The organism is Mesorhizobium sp. M1423, assembly GCF_040317575.1.
In the GTDB taxonomy this organism is placed as follows: domain Bacteria; phylum Pseudomonadota; class Alphaproteobacteria; order Rhizobiales; family Rhizobiaceae; genus Mesorhizobium.
Map to the genome: position 1 here is coordinate 1 of NZ_JAMYKU010000042.1, position 20556 is coordinate 20556.

Here is a 20556-nt window from a genome sequence, read left to right on the forward strand (position 1 = left end):
CCTTTTTTCGTGGGGTCTGGTGGGCTTGTTTTTTTTTTTATGAACCATATCGGGTCCACCAACTGCGCCCGGGGGGGCGGCTGGGGCGCTTTGGCCCCGGGGCCCTTTGCCGCCCTGCCATTCGCCCGTCTTTTGCGCTTCGGTTGAGGACAGATCGTAGCGGCCGATGCCGGCATGGATATCGATGACCCGAAACGCCTTGTCCTTCTGCTTCAGATATTCGATCAGCCGGCTGAGCACGGCATGCTTGACGACGTCGGCGAAGTTCCCGGCATGGTAGGCGTGGCGATAGTTCAATTGGAGCCCCTGCCCCAGCGCGGCGGTGGCGGCTGCGAGTTCGGATTTTCCGGCCGCCGGCCGCCGAAACGGAATGCCAGCGCCAGCCCGGCCAGGCCGGCCGCCATCAGGGAAAAACCGACCGGCCGCGCCCAGCGGTCGACCTCGCCGGCAGCCGAGCGCAGGACGAGGTCGATGGCCCGCATCGGAATGCCCCCGGCGTCGCCCGGACCGACGGTGAAGATGTAGGAACCGGGGGTAACGCTCGGGATCAGGCCGGCCTCGTCGCGAAAGATCCTGTCCGGCAGCTGTGGGCTGACCTGGCGCGGATTGTCGGAGTGATTGAACTGCAGCGTCGAGGCGAGCACCGTCCTGCCGCCGGTGGCGGCGGTCAGGGTCAGCACGGTGCGCTGCTGCGAGACGATGCGCTCGGCTCTTGCAGTAAGATCGACCAGCACGCGTAGCGGCCCGTCGCGTGCGCTCAGGGCCACCGTCACCGGCTTGAACCGGCCCTGGTCGTAAACCCGCCAGGTGCCGATCTCACGGCCGGAGAAATTGGTCATCGCCCAGGGATAGACGACGCCGATGCCGGTACCGATGAGCAGGATCAGAAGAAACAAAAAGCGCATGCGGACAATGCCCCGTTGATGCAACTACCTCGCATTGGCACCGTCGCGGATACGCTCCATCTCGTCCAGCAACATGTCGAGGCCTATATCGAAGGTCTTGTCAAAACCGGCTGTGCCGAAATATGCCCCGGCAGCCATGACGCGGGGGAAATCCCGCGCTAGCGCTTCATCGCTCACCGTGGTGACCGCCGAAGGCCCCTTGGCGTAGCCGGCCGTCTCGTCAAGGATCGCGCCCATCAGATAGTAGCTCGTGGCTCGGAACAACCGGGCGCTGAGTTCCAAACCGAAACCGCCGGCTTCGAACAGGCCGATCACGTCGTTCAGCTTGGCGAGACATGCCGGCGAATTCATGCGGTAGACCACAATGAACGGCGCAAAGGCCGGATGTTCGGTGGCGACCCGGCGGTATTCCTTCACGGCGACGTGGATCCGCTGGCGCCAAGGCATGCCGTCGTCAGGAATCTTGATCGAGCTGATCTGTCGATCGACCAGTGCCTCGTAAAGATGCGCCTGGGAGGGGAAATGATGGTAGATGCTCATCGCTTCGCAGCCGAGTTCTGCCGCCAGCTTGCGCATCGAAAAGCCGGAAAGCCCCTCCCTCTCGATTACCTCGAAAGCCGCATCCTCGATCATCTCGCGAGACAGCCGGCCGCGCGTTCGCTTTTTTTTGACTGATATGTCCATGGTGCCGCTTGACAACTTACGCTGTAAGGTTAATTTTCGACATTACCTTACATCGTAAGGCCAACAAAAACCAGAGGAGAACGCCATGAACAGCTTCCATATCGTTTTCATCCACGCCCTCTTCGCTTCATCATGCATCCTTGCTCGCCTCCACGGTCCACGCGCTGACCCTGACGCTGGCCTCCGCACCGGCCCGTGCCGACGACTATGACGCAACCATCAAGGACATCCAGTCGACCATGGGCGCTTGGAGCTCTATCTTCAACGGCATGCAGGTCGATTTCGATACGTTCAGGAGGGAGACGGGCGGGCAGTAATGCTTTCGTTTTTGGAGCGGGATGCGTTCAAACTGAATTCTCCATCCCGCTCTAACTGTTTGTGTGATCCGCCAGCACCTCATTGATAACCCGCCACGATTTTTCCGCCTCGCGCTGGTTGCCGTCATGTCCCGAAGCGACGATCAGCGCCTTCCAGAGCGCCCAGCCCCGAGCGCGCGCCCAGCTGTGCTCGTCAAGGGAAATGGCGTCGCGGAACGCCTGGCGGCTCTCGCCGTAAAATTCCGTCCATGCGATCACCAGGTCACAGGCAGGATCGCCGATAGCCGAACTGCCGAAATCGACGACCGCGCAGAGCTTGCCATCTTCGACGAGCAGATTGCCTGAGGCAACGTCGCCATGGACCCAGACCGGCGGCCCTTGCCATCGCGAGCCGAGCGCGGTCGCCCACACCGCCTCGGCGGTTGCCTTGTCGATGCGGCCGCCGAGCGCCGAAAGCGCGGCTCGGGTCTGGGCGTCGTAGACTGAAAGCTGGCCACCGCGGTGGAAATTATGCTGACCTGCCGGTGGTCCGCCAGCGGCGTCGATCCGGTAGAGCGCAACCAGAAAGCCGGCCAGCGAACGAGCGAATTCATTGAGATCGGCAATCAGCCCACCAGCCGCCGGCCGGCCGCGAAGCCAGCGATAGACGGACCAAGGCCATGGATAGCCTTCACCGGGCGCGCCTCTGGCCAGTGGCACCGGTATCGGCAGAGGCAAGTGAGGCGCGAGGCGAGGCAGCCAGCGATGCTCCTTCTCGACCTGGGCAACATAGGCGGCAGCGCTGGGCAGCCGCACCGACATTCGATCGTCCAGCCGGAAGGTGCGGTTGTCCCAGCCGCCAGGCTCGACCGGCTCTACCGGCAGGTCCGCCCATTCAGGGAACTGCGCGGCAATCAAGCGGCGAACAAGTGCGGCATCTATCGATATGCTTGGTGTTTGATCATCAGGCGGCATCGGGCTTGCTCAGGTCTTCTAAGCCTTGCGTTCCCAGCGCCGGTCCGGTGTTTGCTGCCAGTAGGTCACGGTGTGGCCGGCCTCCTTCATTGTCTTCCAATGCGTGCGTGCCGCCTCTAGCTGGGCTGCATCGTGGCCGTCGAACAGGAACACGGCGCGCTGGTAGCCGCCAAGCTCCGGCGGCACCGCGCCATCGACCAGGAAGCGTATCTGCGCCTGGTTCGGATTGTCAGGTCCGACGGTCAGAAGCACCGGCTGCTCGGCGGGATGGGCTTCGCGGTCCGTTGCATGGGCCAGGAACGAATCGTCCCGGAAAGTCCACAGATGCTGGTCCAGCGCGTCGCGCCGTTCCTCGGTGCCGGTCTGCACCACGGCGCGCCAGCCGCGATCGATGCTGCGCTCCAGGAGGCCGGGCAGCGCGTCCTCCAGGGTCGATTCGGTCAGGTGATAGAACAGGATTTCGGCCATGACTTCAGTCTAAATCATTTGGCGCGCCGCTCATTGCTCGTAATGATCGCGCACCAATCGGTCGAGCAATCTGACGCCGAATCCGGAAGCCCATGACTGGTTGATCTCGTTGGAGGGCGAGCCCATCGCGGTGCCGGCAATGTCGAGATGCGCCCAGGGCGTGTCCTTGACGAAGCGCTGCAGGAACTGCGCGGCGATGATGGCGCCGCCATAACGGCCGCCAATATTCTTCATGTCGGCATTCTTGGACTCGATCAGCTTGTCGTATTCGGCGCCGAGCGGCATGCGCCACAACCGCTCCTGCGTCGCCTGACCGGCCGCCGTCAGCCGGTCCGCTAGCTCGTCATTATTAGAGAACAGGCCGGCATAATGCTGGCCGAGCGCGACCATGATGGCGCCGGTCAGCGTCGCCAGATTGATCATGAATTTCGGCTGGAAGCGGTCGTTGCAGTACCACAGCGCATCGGCCAGCACGAGGCGGCCCTCGGCGTCGGTGTTGAGCACTTCGATGGTCTGGCCAGACATCGAGGTGACGATGTCGCCCGGTCGTTGAGCGTGGCCGTCGACGGCGTTTTCGACCAGCCCGACAATGCCCACGACATTGACCTTCGCCTTGCGCGCGGCCAGCGCGTGCATCAGCCCGGTGACGGCAGCAGCGCCGCCCATGTCGCCCTTCATGTCCTCCATACCGGAGGCCGGCTTGATCGAATTGCCGCCGGTGTCGAAGGTGACTCCCTTGCCGACGAAGGCGACCGGGCTTTCCTTGGCCTTGCCGCCGTCCCACCGCATGACGGCGATGCGGGCGCCACGCGGCGAGCCCTGCGCTACGCCCAGGAGCGAACCCATGCCGAGCTTCTTCATCTCCTTCTCGGCCAGGATCTCGACCGTGACGCCGAGCGCCTCCAGTTGGGCGATGCGGGCGGCGAATTCCACCGGTCCCAACACATTGGCCGGTTCATTGACCAAATCGCGCGCCAGCAAGACGCCGTCGATCACCGCCGCTTCATCGGCAAAGGCCTTCTTTGCGGCCGCCGGATCGGCCGTGTGAATGGTCACCTTTACCGGCTTTTTTGGCTCACGCTTGCCGTCACCATTGTCCTTTTTGGTCTTGTACTTGTCGAAGGAATAGCTGCGCAGCAGGATGCCCGCGGCAAGCTGAACGGCTTGCCTGCCGCTGATGGCGGCGCCGGGAAGATCGAGCACGACGGCCACTTCGGTCGCCTTGCGAAAGGATGCGGCAATCGTGCCGCCGAGCTTCAGCCAGGCGTAGTCATCGAGATTGGAGCCCTTGCCGGCGCCGACCGCCACCAGCCGCTCGAGCGACGTCCCTTCCGGTGCCAGCACTTCGACCTGGCTGGCGAATTTGCCGGTGAAGTCGGCGACGGGAAAGGCCCGCTCGAGGGTCTTTGCCGGATCGCAGGCCCTGACCGCATCACCGAGGCCGCCCTCGTCGGCCGCCAGAACGAAAACGCTGCCCTTTTTGGGCGCGGCGAATTTGGCGAAGGCGATCGAGGGTCTCGAATTCATCATGTCCTGCTTTCGGGGAAATGCGTTGGATTATCGGGGAGAGGCGTTCGATTGGGCAGATCGGATCTAAGATGCCGTGTTGTTGCGTCAGTGAGCGGCGGGTTGAAACAGCTCGATGACATTGCCGGATGGGTCTTCGAGCAGGGTCTGGGAACCGCCGACGCCCGTTATGATATCGTTGCGAAAGACAAGTCCAGCACTCTTGAGACGCGCAACCTCTTCTTTCAGGTCCGGCACCACCAGCAGGATTCGGTTCCAGCCTCCCGGCACCGGCTGCCGGCCGTCGGGCATCGCCCGTGCACCCGAACTGCCGGGTCCGCTTAGAAGGAGCCGTAACGCGCCGCGCGTGACGGAGGCAAAAGCCGGTCGCGCGTCCTGTTGGACGGCGAAGCCCAGATGTCCGCAATAGAAGTCGATCGAGGCGGCGACATCATCGACAATGTAGCGAATGCTGACTGGCGTCATGATCATTGACCTTTCGGTTCGAGAACGTTCCAACAAGGCGTATCTATTGCGGGGCGGACAGTCGGCATAGTCCTGCTCATTATCGCCGCTTGACAATCCGCGCCGCTATCGCCCTAGCCTGAATGCGGGCATTGGCGAAACAACCGCGAATGCTCGGCCGCATGCCGGTAAACCACAGACCGGGCAATCGCGGGTCGGCTTCGCCGCCGTTGAAAAGCGGAACGCCCTTGCCGTCGAGAACGCCGAGCTTGCCGACCATCTGCTCCAGCCCGGTCCGGTAGCCGGTCGCTGAGATGACGATATCGGGCGTGATAAACCTGCCGTCGTTCAATATGATGCCGTCGCGAGTAAATTCTCGCAATGGCGGCACCACCACGATCATGCCTGCCTTGATGGCGCGAACCGCGCCGTCATCGGCTGCGATCGCGGTGTAGTCGGCGCTCAGACGGCTCGCACCTCCTATGGAGGCCGGCGGAAGCCCGAATTTCGTCAGGTCGCCGAAAACCAGGCGCTGGGTTGTCGCCATCACCGCATCGGCAATCCGTACCGGCAAGCGCGCCATGAAAGGCGAAAGCCTGTGGACGGCGATCTTGCAGATGCGTTTCGGCAGCAATGACGGACCATTGCGGGCCGACAGCCAGATGCTTTCGGCGTCTGCATCGGCAAGATGATTGAGGACGTCGAAACCCGAATTGCCGGCACCGACCACCAGCACCTTTTTGCCGGCATAGTCTTTCGCCTCGCCAAAATCTGCCGAATGGACGATCCGGCCGGCAAAATCCTTCATGCCTTTCCATGCGGGAATAAACGGCTGCCGGTCGCGCCCGGTGGCGACGACGACATGGCGCGCCGGACGGGATCCGGAATTGGTCTGTACGGTCCAGTGATCGCCATCGAACGTGATCTCTTCGACGGCAACGCCGAATGTGACAGGCAGCCGGTGCACTTGGCTGAAATCGTTCAGATGGCGAATGACGGCGGTTCTGTGCGGGAAGGCCGGGGTGCCTGCGGGATAGCCGATGCCGGGCAGCGTCGAGAGATCGCGATGCGTGTTGAGGTGCAGACGTTGGTGCCGCCGATGCCAGGGCTCGGCAAGCCGGCTCTCCTTTTCCAGGACGAGCGTCGGTACGCCGGCCTTCATCAGGGCGTGGGCGGCGGCAAGGCCGGCCGCGCCGGCGCCGATCACAATCGCGCCATCAAAGACCGCTTCCCAACCGGTTTGACTGCGCAATTTTTCCGCTTCCATGCTGGGGCTCAACAGATCCTGACCCGTCTTATCACGCCGCCGCGGCGGCGATCGGCGCGACATTTGGTCGTTTTGCCGCATTTGACAAGACTTTGGCCGAAATCGCTCCCATATGCGACATTGAACCATCCACGATTCGTCGCGGCACGGCCCCGCTTCCCGCCGCAACCTGTTGTTAACCAACAATGTTCGCCCTTTCTTATCCATTGCCGCCGACACTCCGGCCCAGCGGAATTTGCGATACGGGACAGAACCCAGATCGAACCGCCAAACTGAGCCAGTTGTGCAGCCGGCGCCGGACGACTACCTTATTCCAAGGCATGATGCCGTTCGAAACCGCCGAGAAAAGCCTTCATGAAGGTCGTTGAACGTTACATCATGCGCCGTGCTTTCGCGGTATTCGCGCTGGCGCTCGTTTGGACGCTGGCGATCGTCTGGACGACTCAGGTGCTCGCCCGCATCGACCTCGTCACCGATAGCGGTCAGTCGGCCCTCACCTTCTTCGAAGTCGCAGCGCTGATCGTCCCGTCGATCGTTCCGATCGTCGTGCCGTTCGCCCTAGTCGTCGCGGTCGCGCAGATCCTCAGCGTGATGAATTCGGATTCGGAGCTGGCCGTCATCAATGCCGCCGGCGCTTCACGCTGGACCATCGTCAGGCCGATCATGCTTCTGGCACTCGCAGCCAGCGTTTTTTCGTTTGCTGTCGACAATGGCGTCGACCCTTACGCACGCCAGAAGAACCGCGAGTTGATTGCTTCGTCGCGTGCCGATCTGTTGTCGTTGATCATCCAGGAAGGCACCTTCCGCAAGATCGATGATGGCCTGTTCCTGCAGGTTGGCGAACGGCTTCCCGACAATCGCCTCGGCGGCATCTTCGTCGCCGACTCGCGCGAAGAAGGCGTCAATCTCATCTATTATGCCAAGACCGGCAGCATCATCGAACGCGGCGACGAGAAGGTGCTGATGATGAATGACGGCGTCATCCATCGCAAAACCATGACCGGCGACCTCTCGGTAATCCGGTTCACCTCCTACGCCTTCGACTTGTCCGCTTTCTTGTCGGCGTCATCTGACATTCTGCTTTTGCCGAAGGACCGGACGACCCAGTACCTGCTCAATCCCAGTCCGAACGACAAGATGTACCAGCAAAAGCCGAACAGGTACCTGGCCGAGCTCAACCAGCGTTTTTCCGAGTGGTCCTATTCGCTCGTCTTTGCGCTGATCGCGCTTGCGGTCGCCGGAGATGCGCGCTCGCATCGCGAGGCGCGCGTGCACCCGCTGATCACGGCAATCGCGATCGCGCTGTTCGTGCGCTGGCTCGGGTTCTTTGCCGCCGGCAAGGCCGACAAGGTGCCGCAATATGCCTATATGGTCTACGGCGTCCCGATCGTGGCATCGGCGATCGCTATCTGGTTCATCGTTTCCAACCGGACGATGGAACTGCCGGTTGCTTGGGCCGATTGGATAACCAATCTTGCCGGCCGCTTCAATGACGGCTGGAGCGCCGTCAAGCTCCGCTTTGCCCGGCGTGGCGCATCCGGACAGGGAGCCGGCTGATGGGCTGGACTCTGGGTCGGTACTTCTTCTTTCGCTATGTGACGATCACCATCTGGTTCTTCATCGGCCTTTTGGCGCTGGTGTTCCTGATCGATTTCACCGAGCTTTCCGGCCGCACGACCGGCGTGCCGGGCTTCACCTACGCAACTGCGTTCGCCATTTCGGGGCTCCGGATGCCGATGATCATGCTGCAGACGGTGCCGTTCGTCGGCCTGTTCTCGGCGATGGCGACCCTGGTGTCGCTCAACCGCAAATATGAATTGGTCATCGCCCGTTCCGCCGGGGTTTCCGCATGGCAGTTCCTGCTGCCGTGCTGCATCGGGGCGCTGCTGTTTGGGGCCTTGTCGGTTGGCGTCATCAATCCGATAGCCGCGCACGCCTATTCCTGGTCCGAGCAGATCGAGACCCAGCTCCGTTCGGGCAAGTCGAACACCGTCTCGGCCGACGCCGCGCCCTGGATCAGGCAGAAAACCAGCTCCGGCGATACCATCATCGGCGCGCGCGCCATTCTCAATCAAGGCCTGGAGATGGCCGACGCGGTCTTCTTCAGTTTCAGCCCGCAAGGCGACATCATCGAGCGCAAGGATGCCGCGCACGCCTTTTTGCGGGACGGCTACTGGGAATTGCGGGACGTCAAGGTGTTCCGGGACGGCACCATCCAGTCGTTACCCAGCGATCGGCTGCCGACCGATCTCAAGCCGGAATTCGTGCAAGAGCGGTTGGCGCGCCCTGAGACCATCCCCTTCTACGATCTGCCCGGCAAGATCGAGGTGGCCCGCTCCTTCGGCCTCAAGGCAAATGCCTTCGCCATGCAGTTCGATTCCCTGATTGCGCTGCCCTTCCTGCTCGTCGCGATGACGCTGATTGCGGCAACGGTATCAATGCGATTTGCGAGGATGGGGCAGTCGGCGACGATGATTCTGGGTGGCATCGTGGCCGGCTTTCTGCTTTATGTCGTTTCGGTGCTGGTCAAGGCATTCGGCGTAGCGGGATTCGTACCCACTGCCGTAGCGGCTTGGGTCCCGGTTGTCGTGGCTATGTTCTTCGGGGTGACATTCCTGCTATACAAGGAAGACGGCTAGTGAGGGAGGCGGTTTTGCGCAGCCATAGGCACGCCGGTTTGGCACGCCTCTCTGCGGCGATCGCCTTGGCATGCCTGCTTGCCGGCGCTGCCCCGGTTGCTCCGGTTTTCGCCCAGGACGTCAGTGAGCTGGCAACGAAGGTTCCGAGCGGCACGCAGATGCTGCTGGCAGCCGATACGCTGGTCTACGACAACGACAAGCAGACTGTGACGGCCGTCGGCGGCGTCCAGATCGACTATGGCGGCAACCGTCTCGTCGCCCAGCGGGTCGAATACAACCGCAACACCAAACGCCTCGTCGCCAGCGGCAATGTCGAGCTCGTCAACAGCGACGGCACCAAAATCTATTCGCAGCATGCCGACATCACCGACGATTTCGCCGACGGCTTCGTCAACGCGCTGCGTGTCGAGACCGTCGACAAGGCGTATTTCGCCGCCGAAAGCGCGGAGCGCATGGGCGGCGTGCTGACGACGTTCCACAATGGCGTCTACACCGCCTGCGAGCCGTGCGAGGACAAGCCCGACAAAGCGCCGACCTGGCGTATCAAGGCCAGGAAGATCATCTGGAACGGCGAGAAGAAGACGGTTCGCTTCGAGAATTCGAATTTCGAGTTCTTCGGCTTTCCACTGGCCTATCTGCCGGCTTTCGAGATCGCCGACCCGACGGTCAAGCGCAAGAGCGGCTTCCTGATCCCCGGCGTCGCCTACAAGAGCGATCTCGGCGTCGGTGTTAGAGTCCCCTATTATTTCGCGCTCTCGCCGACCTACGATCTAACTGTCACCGGCAGCGGCTATACCAGACAGGGTTTCCTCGGTGAGGCCGAGTGGAGGCAGCGCTTCAACAACGGTCAGTACAGCCTGAAGATTGCGGGCATCCGGCAAGAGAATCCCGACGCCTTCATCGACGACAATGGCCACAACGTCAGTTCGGGTACCGAGGGCGATCCGAACAGGTTCCGCGGCATGATGGGCACCCAAGGCCAGTTCGCCATCAACCCGCGCTGGGACTTCGGCTGGGACATCCTGCTGCAGAGCGACAAGAGTTTCTCGCGCACCTACGATATCGACGGCTTCAACGATAGCGTACACCGCTCCGAGGTGTACCTGACGGGGCTCAACGATCGCAATTATTTCGATGTGCGCGCCATGCACTTCGACGTTCAAGAAGACACCCTCGCCAGCGATCCGACCGCCCGCGCCGCCAAGCAGCCCTGGGTGCTGCCTTCGCTCGACTACGCCTATATCCCCGACATGCCGGTGGCCGGCGGGCAGCTGTCGTTCGACGTCAACGCGCGGATCATAGGCCGCGACAGGCTCGATACGGCTCTTGCAGATTCGGGCATCCCTTCGTCCGTCAACAACGTCCGCGGCATCGACGGTCAATCCGGCCGCCTTACCGCGCAAGCCGAATGGAAGCGCACCTTTACCACCGATGGCGGGCTGCTGCTGACGCCGCTCCTGGCGCTGCGCGGCGACGCCGGCTATGTCAACGCCTCCTCGGCCTCGCTCGACGCCGTCAACCAGATGGCGACCAATCTCGGCGTTGACGACGACATGCGTTCGTCGCTTGCCCGCTACATGGCGACCGCCGGCCTTGAGATGCGCTGGCCGGTGCTGTTCTCGATGACCAGTTCCAGCCATGTCTTCGAACCGATGGCGCAAGTGTTCATGCGTCCGAACGAGCAATATGTCGGCGGGCTGGCGGTCCCTAACGAGGACGCCCAGAGCTTCGTCTTCGACGCCACGACGCTGTTCGAGCGCGACAAATTCTCCGGCTATGATCGCATGGAAGGCGGCACACGCGCCAATGTCGGGCTGCGCTATTCAGGCGCATACGACAATGGCTGGAGCACCAATGCGGTGTTCGGCCAATCCTACCAACTCGGCGGCCAGAACTCGTTCGGCACGCCGGATCTGGTCAATGTCGGCGCCTATTCGGGTCTTGAAACCGCAACCTCCGACTATGTCGGCCTTGTCGGCTTCAATAGCCCCAGCGGATTTTCCGGCTCGGTCAGCGGCCGTTTCGACGAGCAAAGCTTCGAGGTCCGCCGCGCTGAGGTAAAGGCCGCCTTTTCAGGCCTGCCCGTATCGCTGAGCGCCAAATACGCCTTCATCCAGGCGCAGCCGCTCTATGGCTTCTCCACGGATCGCCATGAGATCACGCTCGGCGCCTCGACGCATCTTGCTGAGAATTGGCGCGTCTTTGGCACCGGCACGTATGATCTGGAGCAGAGCATCCTGGTCAAGGACGGGGTCGGCTTTGCCTATAGCGATTCGTGCTTTACCTATTTGATGACGTTTTCGGAAAGACGTGACCTGAACACCAAGGAAGTATCGCAGAACGTCGGCTTCAACCTGTCGTTCCGCACGCTCGGCGATTTCGGCTCGTCGCAACGCTCCATCGACACCATCCAATAAGGGGAGCAGCAGTCGGCAACGGGGCGGCTGGCGGACGACATTGTTTCGCCGCATAGAGCAGGCACGAATTTCCGCGGCCTGAACTGGGACAGGTTGGGCCGAATCGAGATGGAATTGGGATGCTTTCGATGAGGAAATACCTCTTTTCGGCAGGCTTCGCGCTGCTGGTGGCGGTCTCGATCACCGCAGTGACGCGGCCGGTTTTCGCCAGCGAGATCAAATACGTCGTCAACAATATACCGATCACCACCGGCGACATCCAGCATCGCGCGGCTTTCCTGCGCCTGCAGCACAAAAAGGGCGATGCCGGCCAGGAAATGATCGACCAGACGCTGCGCATGGCCGAAGCCAGGCGGCTCGGCATCCGCATCAGCGACGCGCAGGTCGATGCCGCTTATCAGCGTTTCGCCACGAGCAACAAGATGCCGCTCAAGCAGCTTGACGGCGCCATGGCGCAATCCGGCGTCTCCAAGGAGCATTTCAAGGAGTTTATCCGGGCGCAGATGGCCTGGAACCAGGCGCTGACCGCGCGTCACCGTTCTAGCGACGGCGGCGGCGCCATAAGCGAGCAGGACCTCGTCAAGCGCATGCTCGAGAAAGGCGGTAGCAAACCGAGTGCCACCGAGTACATGCTGCAGCAGGTCATTTTCGTGGTGCCGGCCGCCGAGCGAAGCGCGACGCTGGCCAAGCGCAAACGCGAAGCCGACGCCATGCGCGCCCGCTTCAACGGCTGCAACACCACGCGCGAATTCGCCAAGGGCCTGATGGATGTCACCGTTCGCGATCTCGGCCGGGTGCTGGCGCCGCAATTGCCGCTGGACTGGGCCGAGCAGATAAAAGCTACAAAGGTTGGCGGCGCCACCACGACGCGCGAAACCGACCGCGGCGTCGAATTCATCGGCATCTGCTCGTCGCGCGAGGTGTCAGACGACAAAGTCGCGCAGATGGTGTTCCAGAATGAAGGTTCGAGCGACAAGAACGCCGACGAGCTCTCGAAGAAATATGTCGAGGAGTTGCGGAAGAAAGCCCGCATCATCGAGCGCTGAAGTCGCGATAGCCGTGCCTCACGCAGAGCTTCCGCTGGCGCTGAGCGTCGGCGATCCGTCCGGTGTGGGGCCGGACATCGCCATCGCCGCTTGGCAGGCCCGCGATACCGCCGGCGTTCCGTCTTTCTATCTTCTTGCCGATCCGGCACTGATTGCCGCGCGGGCGCACAGGCTCGGCGCCGATATTGCGATGGCCGAGACAACGCCGGCGCTAGCGCCGGAGATGTTTTCGCGCGCGCTGCCGGTGGTGGCGCTTGCCGCCCGTTTCATCGACAGTCCCGGCCGCCCTGATCCAGCCAACGCCGCCGGCATCGTCGAGGCGATCGACCGCGCCGTCGCCGACTGCCTGGCCGGCCGCGCTGCCGCGGTCGTCACCTGCCCCATTGCCAAGAAGCCGCTCTACGATGCCGGCTTTCGCTTTCCCGGCCACACCGAATATCTGGCGCATCTGGCATCGCTTCATACCGGTACCGAGGTGACGCCGGTGATGCTGCTTGCCGGACCGGACCTGCGCACCGTGCCGGTCACCATCCACATCGCGCTGGCCGAGGTGCCGAAGGCGCTGACGACCGACCTGATCGTCACCACCGGCCGCATCACCGCCGCCGACCTTGCAAACCGCTTCGGAATTGCCAAGCCGCGGCTCGCCATTACCGGCCTCAACCCGCACGCCGGCGAAGGCGGCGCGATGGGCACCGAAGATGAGCGCATCGTACGCCCGGCGGTCGACAGGCTGAGGCAGGAAGGGATCGACGCCTTCGGGCCATTGCCCGCCGACACGCTGTTTCATGCTCGCGCCCGCGCCGGCTACGACGTGGCGCTCTGCATGTATCACGACCAGGCGCTGATCCCGGCCAAGGCGCTGGCGTTTGACGAGGCTGTCAACGTCACGCTCGGCCTGCCCTTCATCCGCACCTCGCCCGACCATGGCACCGCCTTCGACATCGCCGGCAAGGGCATCGCCCGCGCCGACAGTCTGATTGGCGCACTGAAGCTCGCTCGCCTACTTGCCGATACTGGGACAAAAACTGCAGGCCAATGAGCCCAATCCGATGATCCTAACCCAATGAGCCCAGCCCGATGAGCCCAGCCCGATGAGCATAGACGGGCTGCCGCCGCTGCGTGAGGTGATCGAGCGCCATGGGCTGCAGGCGAAAAAGGCGCTCGGCCAGAATTTTCTGCTCGACCTTAACCTGACAAGCAAGATTGCGCGGACCGCCGGCGACCTGAGCGACGTTACGGTTATCGAGGTCGGTCCCGGTCCGGGCGGGCTGACTAGGGCCCTGCTCCTCAACGGCGCCCGGCGGGTCGTCGCGATCGAGCGCGACGAGCGCTGCCTGGCGGCCTTGGCCGAGATCGCGAACCACTATCCGGGTCGGCTCGAGATCGTGGCCGGCGATGCGCTGAAAACTGATTTTGCAGCGCTTGCCAAAGGAGTGCCGGGAAGCAGCGGGTCGGCGAAAATCGTCGCCAACCTGCCTTACAATATCGGCACCGAATTGCTGATCCGTTGGCTGACCGTCACCGAGTGGCCGCCTTTCTACACATCGATGACGCTGATGTTCCAGCGCGAGGTCGCCGAACGCATTGCAGCCAGCCCCGGCAGCGAGGCCTATGGCCGGCTCGGCGTGCTGGCAGGGTGGCGGACGGAAGCGAGGATTGCCTTCGACGTGCCGCCGCAGGCGTTCACGCCGCCACCCAAGGTGACGTCCTCGGTTGTGCATCTGGTGCCACGCGCCAGCCCCTTGCCGGCAGAGGTGAAACGGCTCAGCCGCGTCACCGAAGCGGCGTTCGGCCAACGCCGGAAAATGCTGCGGCAGAGCGTGAAAAGCCTTGGCGGCGAGGCGCTGCTCACCCGCGCCGGCATCGATCCGACCAGGCGTGCGGAGACGCTCAGCGTCGAGGAATTCGTGCGGCTGACGAATGCGGTGTGAGGCTGTGATGCAGGAACTTGGAGTGGTCGCTCGGCTTTTCCCACTTATCGAGGCAGGCGAGAAAATATCCACCATACGCTGGCGCGAAATATCGATTTTGCCGGGCTATATGCGCTATGTTTGTGACGGCGATGCCAGCAGGATCGCGATTGTGTGGGTCACGCGCTGCACCGATCTGCGCCTGTCCGAGGCGGCAGCGTTCCTTGGAGAGAATCGGAATGGCCCCAAGAGGTCACGGGGATGCGAGAGCACTATCCGCAGATCGGACGGACCGACATTGTACAGATCATTGAACACTTGACACCCGCCCAGACAAAGCGTCGCCCCGACTACCCGCCTGAAGTCCGATAAAAGTGTGCTATCTGGTAAACTTCGATCGCACAGAGGAATGCCAGTCGTGACGCTGCAGGAGCCGACCAACACCCGCACGCTAGGTGGATCATGCCAGTGCGGTGCAGTCACCTATAAGGTGACGGACGAGTTCATATTTGCCGTGAATTGCCATTGCTCGATCTGCCGTCGCGCAACCGGCGCAGCGTTCAAGCCATTCGCAGGCATAGAGCGTCAAATTGCGCATCACGAGTGGGGAGGACAAAATCCAGATCGTCGACGGCAATAGCTGGCATGACGAGCGATGCAAGCTATGCGGGTCGTTCCTTTTTGCGGTTGTTCGTGACGGCGCGTTCGCCCACATCGCTATGGGGACCCTCGTCGACGACCCAAACATTCGCCCAAGCGCGCACATTTTCGTCGGCTCCAAGGCACCTTGGTTCACCATTACAGACGACCTGCCGCAATATGACGAAAATATTGTCGAAGACAGGAGCGAATTCACGGAAGCGTCGAGCTTCGTGTCGTTCCATCAGGAGAGCGATACCGCAAAGCCGCGTTGAACCCCCGGCCGTGCCATCATAGTCCCATACCAGCGCTCAACATTCGGAAATTCGGCAAGATCGACTTGATGCCGCTCGTGCCGCCATGCCCAGCCGAGAATAGCAAAATCGGCGATCGACAGCTCGCCCGAGAAATACTCGACCTCCGCCAGCCTCCGATCGGCGACTCCGCACAGGCGTCGGGTCTCTGCGCTATAGCGTGCCAGTCCGTAGCGGCGGTCCTGGTCGTCGGTCACGCCAAGAAAGTGGTGCACCTGGCCCGGCATCGGACCGAAACCACCCACCTGCCACATCAGCCATTCCAACACAGGGACTTGCGCGCTGAGTCTGGACGGCCAAAAGTGGCCGGTCTTCTGGCCTAGGTAAATTAGGATGGCACCCGACTCGAACACGCTGATCGGTCTACCGTCCGGTCCGGCGGGATCGACGATGGCGGGGATGCGATTGTTGGGGCTAATACGCAGAAACCCAGAGGCATGCTGTTCGCCCTTCGTGATGTCGACCACCTTCACCGTGTAGGGCAGCCCCATCTCCTCGAGCGCGACGCTGATCTTTCGGCCATTCGGTGTGTCAAAAGCCCCATAATTCAATCGGCATGCCAACTCTCTATCGCGTTTTATGCCGACGTTGATCGCTGGTACGAGGGCGTCTCTCTCGTCAACCAACATCGGCAAATGTCAATTATCCCGACAAGTGGACACTATCTTCGTGTGATCGCCACCGTCCCGAAAGACGCCGCAGGCCGGACGCTTACGATAAAGGTGCTCAATCCGTCTTCTCATCGAGCAGCCCCGAGACGAAATCGAACAAGCCCGGCCGGCGATCGCGTCTGAGCCGTTCGGCCGTGACGATGCCGCGCACCTCGGCGAAAGCGCGGTCAAGATCGTCGTTGACGATGACGAAATCATATTCCTTCCAGTGCTCGATCTCATTACGGGCGTTCTTGAGCCGCGTCTCGATTACCGCTTCCTGGTCCTCGGCGCGACGCTTCAGCCGCGCCTTCAATTCCTTCATCGACGGCGGCAGGATGAAGATCGAGACGATGTCGGCGCGCATCTTCTCCTTGAGCTGCTGAGCGCCTTGCCAATCGATGTCGAACAGCATGTCGCGGCCTTCTGCCAGCGCCTGTTCGGCCGGCTCGCGCGGCGTCGCGTAGCAATTGCCGTGCACCTCCGCCCATTCGAGCAGCGCATCGGAATCGCGCAGCCGCTCGAACTCGCGCATCGTGCGGAAGTGGTAATGGACACCCTCGATCTCGCTGCCGCGGCGTGGCCGCGTGGTGACCGAGACCGACAATTCCAGGCTGGAATCGCTCTCCAGCAGGTTGCGCGCGATCGTCGACTTGCCGGCGCCTGAGGGCGACGACAACACCAGCATCAGCCCGCGGCGCCGAATGCGGGAACCCACATCCCTAGTGGTCATGGGGCTTGGCAGTCATGTGGCTTGGCATCGGGATCATTCCAGATTCTGGACCTGTTCGCGAAACTGGTCGACGACCGCCTTCAGTTCCAGTCCGATGGCGGTGACCGCGGCAGCATTCGACTTGGAACACAGCGTATTCGATTCGCGGTTGAATTCCTGCGCCAGGAAATCGAGCTTGCGGCCGACGGCGCCACCGCCGGCGAGCAGCGCCCGGCCCGACGCCACGTGCGTCTTCAGCCGGTCGATCTCCTCGCGTATGTCGGCCTTGGTGGCCAGGAATGCCGCTTCCATATGCAGCCGGCTGGCATCCAGATTGGCTGATGCGTCCATCAGCAGCCGGATCTGCTCTGCAAGCCTTTCGCGGATCGTGGCCGGCTCGCGTGATGGATCGGCCTCGGCCCGCAGTGTCAGCGCCTCGATGGCATCGATATGGCCGGACAGCAGGGAACGAAGCGCCGCACCTTCGCCTTGGCGCGCCTGCTGCAGCCCGTCCAGTGCTGCTTCCAGCGCCGACAATATCGCGGTATCGAGCGCACTGCGCGCCTCTTCGGTTTCGATGGCTTCGGGAATGTCGAGCACGCCGCGCAGCGCAAGCAGTCCGTCGGCCGCCGCAGGCGCTACTCCGAACTGCTCCTGCAGCCGCTTGGCCAACCCCGCCAGATCCTTCAGGAAAGCCTCGTTGACCACGGGTTGCGCTTGCGCGCCGGCGGCGCGGCCAATGGTCAGCGTCATCTGGAAATTACCGCGCCCAAAACGCTTTTGCACCGTCTGCCTGACGGCCGGCTCCAGCCGGTCGAAACCTTGCGGCAGCCGCAGCCTGACCTCGACGCTCTTGCCGTTGACGGACTTGGCTTCCCAGGCAATCGAAGTGCCTTCGTGTTCGGCGACACTGCGCGCAAAACCGGTCATACTCTGCAAGTTCATGTTGCCGTGCGTCCCCTTGCCGAATGCCCCTCAAGCCGGAACGATTGCTCCGGACAGGATCATGTGAATTTCAATGCCATAGCAGCCCTTGCACATCCACCCGGACATGCACAGGGCCGACCTGATGGCGTCTGGCCCTACTGGGCGGCGGTAGCCCCCGCATCGTCAACGATGGCTCCCGCCGGCGTGTCGGCTCCGGTATTGGTTGCCCCGGCCTTGGCGGCGTCCTGCGCCTGCTTTTTCAGCAGTGCCCGGTAGCGAGCGACATTCTCGTTATGCTCATCGAGCGTCGCGGCAAAGACGTGGCCGCCGCTGCCGTCGGCGACGAAGTAAAGATCGCTGGTCTTCGACGGATTGGCGACTGCCTCCAGCGCCGCACGGCCGGGATTGGCGATCGGCGTCGGCGGCAAGCCGTTGATCAGATAGGTGTTGTAGGGCGTCGGCTTCTGGATGTCCGACTGATAGATCGGGCGGTCGATGGGTTTGCCCTTGCCGCCGAACAGGCCGTAGATGATGGTCGGGTCCGACTGCAGCCGCATACCCTTGGCCAGCCGGTTGAGGAAGACGGCCGCTACCCGCGAGCGTTCATCGCCCTTACCTGTCTCCTTCTCGACGATCGAGGCCAGGGTGACAAAATCCTCAATGTTGGCGATCGGCAGATCCGGCGCTCGGCGCTGCCAGACTTCGTCGACCAGCCTTTTCTGGTCGGCCAGAAGCTTGTCGACCATCTGCTGGCGTGTTGCGCCGCGGGTGAAGCGCAGCGTGTCGGTGGCGAGGCTGCCCTCGGGTGGAGTGGTCGACGGCATATCGCCGGTCAGTGCGTCCTGCTCAGCGATCCGTTGCAGTGCCTGCTCGACCGTCAGCCCCTCGGGGATGGTCAGCGAATACATCACCGACTTGCCGCTCTTCAGCAGTTCCATGATATCGTGCATCGAAGCCTGCGGCTTGATCTCGTATTCGCCAGCCTTCAGGGCGGAATCATTGCCGAAGGCGCGTACGCCAAGGCGGAAGATGCGGGCGTCGCTGATCAGCCCTCGCCGCTCAAGCTGGTCGGCGATCTCCTGGACGCCGCTATTCGGCTTGACCAGGAAAGTGTCGCCATTGGCCGACGGGCCCGGCTCGTTGAATTCCTGCTTGCCGAAATACAGCGCAACGCCTGCCGCCAGAACCATCAGCATCACCGAAGAGATGACGAAGTTCATGAACACGACGAACTGGCTGCGCGAGGCACGCGAGCGCTTCGGCGGCGGCGTGCCGGCCTCGGGCCGCAACGCCTCGCTGGCCGTCTTCGGCACGATCGGGCCGGGGGTTGCTGCCCGTTGCCCGAATTCCCCGTTATCGGCCGGATTTGTGTTCATAGCGCCCTACCAATTGATCTTGCGACGAATCCCCTCGGGCAGAGTAGGGGCGAATATGGCAAAATTGACGGCAGACGCAAACCGGCGGAGCGGTCAGCCATTGTAGCGCTGGAAGACGAGCGAGGCGTTGGTGCCACCGAAGCCGAAGGAGTTGGACAGCGCCACGTCGATCTGCCGGGCTCGCGGCTTGTGCGGCACAAGGTCAATCGCCGTTTCGCGCTCCGGATTGTCGAGATTGATGGTCGGCGGCGCGATGTTGTCGCGAATGGCGAGGATCGAAAAGATCGCCTCGGCAGCACCAGCCGCGCCCAGCAGGTGGCCAATCGACGATTTGGTCGACGACATCGATATCTTCGAGGCGGCGTTGCCGACCAGCCGCTCGACGGCGCCGAGTTCGATCGTATCGGCCATGGTCGAGGTGCCGTGGGCGTTGATGTAGTCGACATCGGCGGGCGTCAGCTTCGCCCGGTTCAGCGCCGCCGTCATGCAACGGAAAGCGCCGTCGCCGTCCTCGGCTGGCGCGGTGATGTGATAGGCGTCACCGGTCAGGCCGTAGCCGGTGACCTCGGCATAGATCTTGGCGCCGCGGGCCTTGGCGTGTTCGAGCTCCTCGAGCACGACAACACCGGCGCCCTCGCCCATGACGAAACCGTCGCGATCGCGATCATAGGGGCGCGAGGCCGTTTGCGGCGCGTCGTTGCGGTCGGTGGAGAGCGCGCGGCAAGCCGCGAACCCAGCGATCGAAAGCCTCGTCACCGGCGCTTCGGCGCCGCCTGCGACCATAACGTCGGCATCGCCCCATATGATCAGCCGGGCGGCATCGCCGATGGCGTGCGCACCGGTCGAGCAAGCGGTGACGACGGCATGGTTGGGGCCTTTCAGCCCATGCCGGATCGAGACCTGGCCGGACACGAGGTTGATGATTTGGCCGGGGATGAAGAACGGGCTGATGCGGCGCGGACCGCGTTCCTTGAGGATCATCGCATTCTCGGCGATGCCTTCGATGCCGCCGATGCCGGAACCGATCAGCACGCCGGTGGCGCACTGTTCCTCATGCGTCTTCGGCTGCCAGCCGGAATCCTTGAGCGCCTCGTCGGCGGCCGCGATCCCGTACAGGATGAAGTCGCCGATCTTGCGCAGTTCCTTCGGCTCGAGAACGGCTTCAGGATTGAAAGTGGCATTGGAGCCGTCACCGCGCGGAATGACGTGGGCGACCTTGCAGGCAAGGTCTTCCACCTCGAATTCGGTGATGCGCTTGGCTGCACTGCGGCCGGTCAGAAGCTCATTCCAGCTGTGCTCGAAGCCCATGCCGAACGGCGAAAGCAGCCCAAGGCCCGTGACGACGACACGCCTCATC

At 62.6% G+C, this 20556-nt stretch carries 20 protein-coding genes and 1 pseudogene; 8 read left to right on the top strand and 13 right to left on the bottom strand.

Annotated elements, in window-relative coordinates; genetic code table 11:
• From rlmJ to NKG95_RS31735, 3 genes are all read right to left on the bottom strand, one after another.
• A partial coding sequence (gene rlmJ, locus NKG95_RS31725) for a 23S rRNA (adenine(2030)-N(6))-methyltransferase RlmJ (RefSeq protein WP_353043515.1) occupies nt 1–297 on the bottom strand: 297 nt, incomplete at its 3' end.
• Complete coding sequence (locus NKG95_RS31730; RefSeq protein WP_353043516.1) at nt 294–905, bottom strand: hypothetical protein; 612 nt, start codon at nt 903–905, stop codon at nt 294–296. The genes rlmJ and NKG95_RS31730, both read right to left, overlap by 4 nt.
• Before the next feature lie 24 nt (nt 906–929).
• Entirely contained in the window at nt 930–1589 is a 660-nt protein-coding gene (locus tag NKG95_RS31735) for a TetR/AcrR family transcriptional regulator (protein WP_353043518.1), read from the bottom strand.
• 140 nt (nt 1590–1729) lie between these two features.
• Between NKG95_RS31735 and NKG95_RS31740 the strand changes: the two genes are divergently transcribed.
• Entirely contained in the window at nt 1730–1906 is a 177-nt protein-coding gene (locus NKG95_RS31740) for a hypothetical protein (RefSeq protein WP_352481796.1), read from the top strand.
• A gap of 51 nt (nt 1907–1957) precedes the next feature.
• On the opposite strand, the gene NKG95_RS31745 is transcribed toward NKG95_RS31740, so the two are convergent.
• The 5 genes from NKG95_RS31745 to NKG95_RS31765 form a co-directional block, all read right to left on the bottom strand.
• Nucleotides 1958–2860 carry an aminoglycoside phosphotransferase family protein gene (locus tag NKG95_RS31745; RefSeq protein ID WP_353043519.1) on the bottom strand — a complete coding sequence of 301 codons (903 nt, stop codon included), beginning with the start codon at nt 2858–2860 and terminating at the stop codon, nt 1958–1960.
• Nucleotides 2861–2878: 18 nt separating this feature from the next.
• Nucleotides 2879–3328 (bottom strand): DNA polymerase III subunit chi, encoded by a 450-nt coding sequence (locus NKG95_RS31750; RefSeq protein WP_023719810.1) that lies wholly within the window; start codon nt 3326–3328, stop codon nt 2879–2881.
• A 30-nt stretch (nt 3329–3358) separates the two neighbouring features.
• On the bottom strand, nt 3359–4855 hold the full coding sequence (locus NKG95_RS31755) for a leucyl aminopeptidase (RefSeq protein WP_353043520.1): 1497 nt from the start codon (nt 4853–4855) through the stop codon (nt 3359–3361).
• A gap of 87 nt (nt 4856–4942) precedes the next feature.
• A complete protein-coding gene (locus NKG95_RS31760; protein WP_352494878.1) occupies nt 4943–5326 on the bottom strand; it encodes a VOC family protein in 384 nt (127 codons plus the stop codon).
• Between the two features lie 73 nt (nt 5327–5399).
• A complete protein-coding gene (locus tag NKG95_RS31765; RefSeq protein ID WP_352481799.1) occupies nt 5400–6566 on the bottom strand; it encodes a flavin-containing monooxygenase in 1167 nt (388 codons plus the stop codon).
• Between the two features lie 354 nt (nt 6567–6920).
• Here NKG95_RS31765 and lptF point away from each other — a divergent pair, with 354 nt between their 5' ends.
• The 7 genes and pseudogenes from lptF (at nt 6921) to NKG95_RS31800 (ending at nt 15495) form a co-directional block, all read left to right on the top strand.
• Complete coding sequence (gene lptF / locus NKG95_RS31770; RefSeq protein WP_352494877.1) at nt 6921–8123, top strand: LPS export ABC transporter permease LptF; 1203 nt, start codon at nt 6921–6923, stop codon at nt 8121–8123.
• Complete coding sequence (lptG, locus tag NKG95_RS31775) at nt 8120–9205, top strand: LPS export ABC transporter permease LptG (protein WP_023719815.1); 1086 nt, start codon at nt 8120–8122, stop codon at nt 9203–9205. The genes lptF and lptG overlap by 4 nt, the downstream gene beginning before the upstream one ends.
• The gene (locus NKG95_RS31780; RefSeq protein ID WP_353043521.1) at nt 9205–11622 is read left to right on the top strand and encodes an LPS-assembly protein LptD; all 2418 of its coding nucleotides are present in this window, start codon (nt 9205–9207) and stop codon (nt 11620–11622) included. The genes lptG and NKG95_RS31780 overlap by 1 nt, the downstream gene beginning before the upstream one ends.
• A gap of 119 nt (nt 11623–11741) precedes the next feature.
• Nucleotides 11742–12668, top strand: coding sequence for a peptidylprolyl isomerase (locus NKG95_RS31785; protein ID WP_023719817.1), 927 nt, complete (start codon nt 11742–11744; stop codon nt 12666–12668).
• 13 nt (nt 12669–12681) lie between these two features.
• Nucleotides 12682–13710, top strand: a complete 1029-nt coding sequence (gene pdxA, locus NKG95_RS31790) for a 4-hydroxythreonine-4-phosphate dehydrogenase PdxA (protein WP_352494875.1) — start codon at nt 12682–12684, stop codon at nt 13708–13710.
• A 52-nt stretch (nt 13711–13762) separates the two neighbouring features.
• Entirely contained in the window at nt 13763–14602 is an 840-nt protein-coding gene (gene rsmA, locus NKG95_RS31795) for a 16S rRNA (adenine(1518)-N(6)/adenine(1519)-N(6))-dimethyltransferase RsmA (protein WP_023719819.1), read from the top strand.
• Nucleotides 14603–14990: 388 nt separating this feature from the next.
• Nucleotides 14991–15495, top strand: a pseudogene (locus tag NKG95_RS31800) (GFA family protein).
• Here the strand turns inward: NKG95_RS31800 and NKG95_RS31805 are convergent.
• The 5 genes from NKG95_RS31805 to fabF form a co-directional block, all read right to left on the bottom strand.
• The gene (locus NKG95_RS31805; RefSeq protein ID WP_352885055.1) at nt 15465–16163 is read right to left on the bottom strand and encodes a glutathione S-transferase family protein; all 699 of its coding nucleotides are present in this window, start codon (nt 16161–16163) and stop codon (nt 15465–15467) included. The pseudogene NKG95_RS31800 and the gene NKG95_RS31805 overlap by 31 nt on opposite strands.
• Nucleotides 16164–16260: 97 nt before the next feature.
• A complete protein-coding gene (gene gmk / locus NKG95_RS31810) occupies nt 16261–16917 on the bottom strand; it encodes a guanylate kinase (RefSeq protein WP_023719822.1) in 657 nt (218 codons plus the stop codon).
• 33 nt (nt 16918–16950) lie between these two features.
• Nucleotides 16951–17841 carry a YicC/YloC family endoribonuclease gene (locus tag NKG95_RS31815; RefSeq protein ID WP_023719823.1) on the bottom strand — a complete coding sequence of 297 codons (891 nt, stop codon included), beginning with the start codon at nt 17839–17841 and terminating at the stop codon, nt 16951–16953.
• Nucleotides 17842–17978: 137 nt separating this feature from the next.
• Nucleotides 17979–19199 carry an endolytic transglycosylase MltG gene (gene mltG / locus NKG95_RS31820; RefSeq protein WP_352481805.1) on the bottom strand — a complete coding sequence of 407 codons (1221 nt, stop codon included), beginning with the start codon at nt 19197–19199 and terminating at the stop codon, nt 17979–17981.
• 93 nt (nt 19200–19292) lie between these two features.
• Nucleotides 19293–20555, bottom strand: a complete 1263-nt coding sequence (fabF, locus tag NKG95_RS31825) for a beta-ketoacyl-ACP synthase II (protein ID WP_023719825.1) — start codon at nt 20553–20555, stop codon at nt 19293–19295.
• Nucleotide 20556 lies beyond the last annotated feature (1 nt).

Excerpts from the sequence above, each read along its gene's own strand:
- NKG95_RS31730 (WP_353043516.1), bottom strand. The coding sequence starts at position 905 with ATGCGCTTTTTGTTTCTTCTGATCCTGCTCATCGGTACCGGCATCGGC.
- NKG95_RS31735 (WP_353043518.1), bottom strand. The coding sequence starts at position 1,589 with ATGGACATATCAGTCAAAAAAAAGCGAACGCGCGGCCGGCTGTCTCGC.
- NKG95_RS31745 (WP_353043519.1), bottom strand. The coding sequence starts at position 2,860 with ATGCCGCCTGATGATCAAACACCAAGCATATCGATAGATGCCGCACTT.
- NKG95_RS31750 (WP_023719810.1), bottom strand. The coding sequence starts at position 3,328 with ATGGCCGAAATCCTGTTCTATCACCTGACCGAATCGACCCTGGAGGAC.
- NKG95_RS31755 (WP_353043520.1), bottom strand. The coding sequence starts at position 4,855 with ATGAATTCGAGACCCTCGATCGCCTTCGCCAAATTCGCCGCGCCCAAA.
- NKG95_RS31760 (WP_352494878.1), bottom strand. The coding sequence starts at position 5,326 with ATGATCATGACGCCAGTCAGCATTCGCTACATTGTCGATGATGTCGCC.
- NKG95_RS31765 (WP_352481799.1), bottom strand. The coding sequence starts at position 6,566 with ATGGAAGCGGAAAAATTGCGCAGTCAAACCGGTTGGGAAGCGGTCTTT.
- lptF (WP_352494877.1), top strand. The coding sequence starts at position 6,921 with ATGAAGGTCGTTGAACGTTACATCATGCGCCGTGCTTTCGCGGTATTC.
- NKG95_RS31785 (WP_023719817.1), top strand. The coding sequence starts at position 11,742 with ATGCTTTCGATGAGGAAATACCTCTTTTCGGCAGGCTTCGCGCTGCTG.
- rsmA (WP_023719819.1), top strand. The coding sequence starts at position 13,763 with ATGAGCATAGACGGGCTGCCGCCGCTGCGTGAGGTGATCGAGCGCCAT.
- NKG95_RS31805 (WP_352885055.1), bottom strand. The coding sequence starts at position 16,163 with ATGTTGGTTGACGAGAGAGACGCCCTCGTACCAGCGATCAACGTCGGC.
- gmk (WP_023719822.1), bottom strand. The coding sequence starts at position 16,917 with ATGACCACTAGGGATGTGGGTTCCCGCATTCGGCGCCGCGGGCTGATG.
- NKG95_RS31815 (WP_023719823.1), bottom strand. The coding sequence starts at position 17,841 with ATGAACTTGCAGAGTATGACCGGTTTTGCGCGCAGTGTCGCCGAACAC.
- mltG (WP_352481805.1), bottom strand. The coding sequence starts at position 19,199 with ATGAACACAAATCCGGCCGATAACGGGGAATTCGGGCAACGGGCAGCA.
- fabF (WP_023719825.1), bottom strand. The coding sequence starts at position 20,555 with ATGAGGCGTGTCGTCGTCACGGGCCTTGGGCTGCTTTCGCCGTTCGGC.